Origin of the sequence: Clostridium rectalis, from assembly GCF_900626095.1 — a bacterium.
In the GTDB taxonomy this organism is placed as follows: domain Bacteria; phylum Bacillota; class Clostridia; order Clostridiales; family Clostridiaceae; genus Clostridium_AS; species Clostridium_AS rectalis.
Genome location: NZ_UYZZ01000020.1, coordinates 1 through 4844 on the forward strand (window position 1 = coordinate 1; position 4844 = coordinate 4844).

2 rRNA genes are annotated in these 4844 nt (G+C 50.4%); both read left to right on the forward strand.

The window, feature by feature from the left end:
* Positions 1 to 40: 40 nt before the first annotated feature.
* Positions 41 to 1551 (forward strand): 16S ribosomal RNA (locus tag EJL03_RS15735).
* Positions 1552 to 1945: 394 nt separating this feature from the next.
* Positions 1946 to 4838, forward strand: a 23S ribosomal RNA gene (locus EJL03_RS15740).
* The 16S and 23S rRNA genes sit together here, the layout of an rRNA operon.
* Positions 4839 to 4844: the final 6 nt, after the last annotated feature.

Consider the following 4844-nt stretch of genomic DNA (forward strand, 5'->3'; position numbering starts at 1 on the left):
AAGTGTTAAAATAGCGATGAGCTAAAAAAGATTAAACTTTTAAATTGAGAGTTTGATCCTGGCTCAGGACGAACGCTGGCGGCGTGCCTAACACATGCAAGTCGAGCGATGAAGCTCCTTCGGGAGTGGATTAGCGGCGGACGGGTGAGTAACACGTGGGTAACCTGCCTCAAAGTGGGGGATAGCCCTCCGAAAGGAGGATTAATACCGCATAACATTCAGACCTCGCATGAGGAATGAATCAAAGGAGTAATCCGCTTTGAGATGGGCCCGCGGTGCATTAGCTAGTTGGTAAGGTAAAAGCTTACCAAGGCGACGATGCATAGCCGACCTGAGAGGGTGATCGGCCACATTGGAACTGAGATACGGTCCAGACTCCTACGGGAGGCAGCAGTGGGGAATATTGCGCAATGGGGGAAACCCTGACGCAGCAACGCCGCGTGGGTGATGAAGGTCTTCGGATTGTAAAACCCTGTCTTCTGGGACGATAATGACGGTACCAGAGGAGGAAGCCACGGCTAACTACGTGCCAGCAGCCGCGGTAATACGTAGGTGGCGAGCGTTGTCCGGATTTACTGGGCGTAAAGGGTGCGTAGGCGGACTCTTAAGTGGGATGTGAAATACCCGGGCTTAACCCGGGGGCTGCATTCCAAACTGGGAGTCTAGAGTGCAGGAGAGGAGAATGGAATTCCTAGTGTAGCGGTGAAATGCGTAGAGATTAGGAAGAACACCAGTGGCGAAGGCGATTCTCTGGACTGTAACTGACGCTGAGGCACGAAAGCGTGGGTAGCAAACAGGATTAGATACCCTGGTAGTCCACGCCGTAAACTATGAATACTAGGTGTAGGAGGTATCGACCCCTTCTGTGCCGCAGTTAACACAATAAGTATTCCGCCTGGGGAGTACGGTCGCAAGATTAAAACTCAAAGGAATTGACGGGGGCCCGCACAAGCAGCGGAGCATGTGGTTTAATTCGAAGCAACGCGAAGAACCTTACCTAGACTTGACATCCCCTGAATTACTCGTAACGGAGGAAGCCCTTCGGGGCAGGGAGACAGGTGGTGCATGGTTGTCGTCAGCTCGTGTCGTGAGATGTTGGGTTAAGTCCCGCAACGAGCGCAACCCTTATCATTAGTTGCTACCATTAAGTTGAGCACTCTAGTGAGACTGCCCGGGTTAACCGGGAGGAAGGTGGGGATGACGTCAAATCATCATGCCCCTTATGTCTAGGGCTACACACGTGCTACAATGGTGAGTACAGAGAGATGCAATACCGCAAGGTGGAGCTAAACTCAAAAACTCATCCCAGTTCGGATTGTAGGCTGAAACTCGCCTACATGAAGCCGGAGTTGCTAGTAATCGCGAATCAGCATGTCGCGGTGAATACGTTCCCGGGCCTTGTACACACCGCCCGTCACACCATGAGAGTTGGCAACACCCGAAGTCCGTGAGGTAACCGTAAGGAGCCAGCGGCCGAAGGTGGGGTTGATGATTGGGGTGAAGTCGTAACAAGGTAGCCGTAGGAGAACCTGCGGCTGGATCACCTCCTTTCTAAGGAGTCGACAAGAAGGGTAATTCTTTCTTGAAGGTTTCATTCTCTGTTTAATTTTGAGAGACTAANCCCGGGCCTTGTACACACCGCCCGTCACACCATGAGAGTTGGCAACACCCGAAGTCCGTGAGGTAACCGTAAGGAGCCAGCGGCCGAAGGTGGGGTTGATGATTGGGGTGAAGTCGTAACAAGGTAGCCGTAGGAGAACCTGCGGCTGGATCACCTCCTTTCTAAGGAGTCGACAAGAAGGGTAATTCTTTCTTGAAGGTTTCATTCTCTGTTTAATTTTGAGAGATTAATCTCTCTATTGTTCTTTGAAAATTGCACAAAGTAAAAGTAAAGTAAAGAAAAAAGCAAAGGTTAACTAAAACCTTTTGTAGAATAAATCATAAAGATCAAGCTACAAAGGGCGCATGGTGAATGCCTTGGCACCAGAAGCCGATGAAGGACGTGATAAGCTGCGATAAGCTTCGAGTAGGCGCAAATAGCCTGTGATACGAAGATTTCCGAATGGGGAAACCCACATACCTAACGGTATGTACCATAAGCTGAATACATAGGTTTATGGAGGGAAACCCGGGGAACTGAAACATCTAAGTACCCGGAGGAAGAGAAAGAAATTCGATTTCCTAAGTAGCGGCGAGCGAACGGGAAAGAGCCCAAACCAGGAACTTGTTCCTGGGGTTGCGGATAGACCATAACGGAGATGAAATTTAATTGAAGAGAGCTGGAACGCTCCACCACAGAAGGTAATAGTCCTGTAAATGAAAAGTAGAGTCTTTAGGTCTACTCCAGAGTACCACGAGACACGTGAAACCTTGTGGGAAGCAGGGAGGACCACCTCCCAAGGCTAAATACTAACTGGTGACCGATAGTGAAGCAGTACCGTGAGGGAAAGGTGAAAAGAACCCCGGAAGGGGAGTGAAATAGAACCTGAAACCGTGTGCCTACAACCGGTCGTAGCACATTAACGTGTGACGACGTGCTTTTTGTAGAACGAGCCAGCGAGTTACGGTATGTAGCAAGGTTAAGCACTTAAGGTGTGGAGCCGAAGGGAAACCGAGTCTGAATAGGGCGACTAGTTGCATGCTGTAGACCCGAAACCGGGTGACCTATCCATGGACAGGTTGAAGCGGAAGTAAAATTCCGTGGAGGACCGAACCAAATTGGTGTTGAAAAACCATGGGATGAGCTGTGGATAGCGGAGAAATTCCAATCGAACTCGGAGATAGCTGGTTCTCCTCGAAATAGCTTTAGGGCTAGCGTCTGGAAATTGAGTAATGGAGGTAGAGCACTGAATGGGCTAGGGGCTGACAACAGTTACTGAACCCTATCAAACTCCGAATGCCATATACTTTTATCCAGGCAGTCAGACTGCGAATGATAAGATCCGTAGTCAAAAGGGAAACAGCCCAGATCATCAGCTAAGGTCCCTAAGTGTAAGTTAAGTGGAAAAGGATGTGGGATTTCTAAGACAACTAGGATGTTGGCTTAGAAGCAGCCACTCATTTAAAGAGTGCGTAATAGCTCACTAGTCAAGAGATCCTGCGCCGAAGATGTCCGGGGCTCAAACTTACCACCGAAGCTATGGGCTCGTAAGAGCGGTAGAGGAGCTTCCTGTATGGGTTGAAGTCGTACCGAAAGGAGCGGTGGACTATACAGGAGTGAGTATGCTGGCATAAGTAGCGAGAAATAAGTGAGAATCTTATTGGTCGAAAACCTAAGGTTTCCTGAGGAAGGTTCGTCCGCTCAGGGTTAGTCGGGACCTAAGCTGAGGCCGAAAGGCGTAGGCGATGGACAATTGGTTGATATTCCAATACCACCAATTTGCGTTTGACAGATGGGGTGACACAGTAGGATAAGGTGTGCGCACTATTGGATGTGCGTCTAAGCACTTAGACGTGCTTGATTGGCAAATCCGTCAAGCTTAGTTGAGGTGTTACAGGGAGCTTTTAAAGCGAAGTACCTGATTCCACACTGTCAAGAAAAGCCTCTATGAAGTAAATTGGTGCCCGTACCGCAAACCGACACAGGTAGGTGAGGAGAGAATCCTAAGACCATCGGAAGAATTGTTGTCAAGGAACTAGGCAAATTAGCCCCGTAACTTCGGGAGAAGGGGTGCCACACATTGTGTGGCCGCAGTGAATAGGCCCAAGCAACTGTTTAGCAAAAACACAGGTCTCTGCTAAAGCGAAAGCTGATGTATAGGGGCTGACGCCTGCCCGGTGCTGGAAGGTTAAGGGGATCCGTTAGCGTAAGCAAAGCGGTGAACTTAAGCCCCAGTAAACGGCGGCCGTAACTATAACGGTCCTAAGGTAGCGAAATTCCTTGTCGGGTAAGTTCCGACCCGCACGAATGGCGTAATGACTTGGGCACTGTCTCGACAACAAATCCGGCGAAATTGTAGTGCAAGTGAAGATGCTTGCTACCCGCGATTGGACGGAAAGACCCCGTAGAGCTTTACTGTAGCTTAGCATTGAGTTTCGGTATTGTCTGTACAGGATAGGTGGGAGACTTGGAAACTTGGGCGTCAGCCTGAGTGGAGTCATCCTTGGGATACCACCCTGATAGTACTGAGATTCTAACCGGCGGCCATGAATCTGGTCACGGGACATTGTTAGGTGGGCAGTTTGACTGGGGCGGTCGCCTCCTAAAAAGTAACGGAGGCGCCCAAAGGTTCCCTCAGCGCGGTCGGAAATCGCGCGTAGAGTGCAAAGGCAGAAGGGAGCCTGACTGCGACACATACAGGTGGAGCAGGGACGAAAGTCGGGCTTAGTGATCCGGTGGTTCCTCGTGGGAGGGCCATCGCTCAACGGATAAAAGCTACCTCGGGGATAACAGGCTGATCTCCCCCAAGAGTCCACATCGACGGGGAGGTTTGGCACCTCGATGTCGGCTCGTCGCATCCTGGGGCTGAAGTAGGTCCCAAGGGTTGGGCTGTTCGCCCATTAAAGCGGCACGCGAGCTGGGTTCAGAACGTCGTGAGACAGTTCGGTCCCTATCCGTCGCGGGCGTAGGAAATTTGAGAGGAGCTGTCCTTAGTACGAGAGGACCGGGATGGACTGACCTCTGGTGCACCAGTTGTTCCGCCAGGAGCACAGCTGGGTAGCTATGTCAGGACGGGATAAACGCTGAAAGCATCTAAGCGTGAAGCCCACCTCAAGATGAGATTTCCCATAGCGTAAGCTAGTAAGACCCCTTGAAGAACACAAGGTTGATAGGTCAGAGGTGTAAGTACAGCAATGTATTCAGCTGACTGATACTAATAGGTCGAGGGCTTGATCTAATAAAT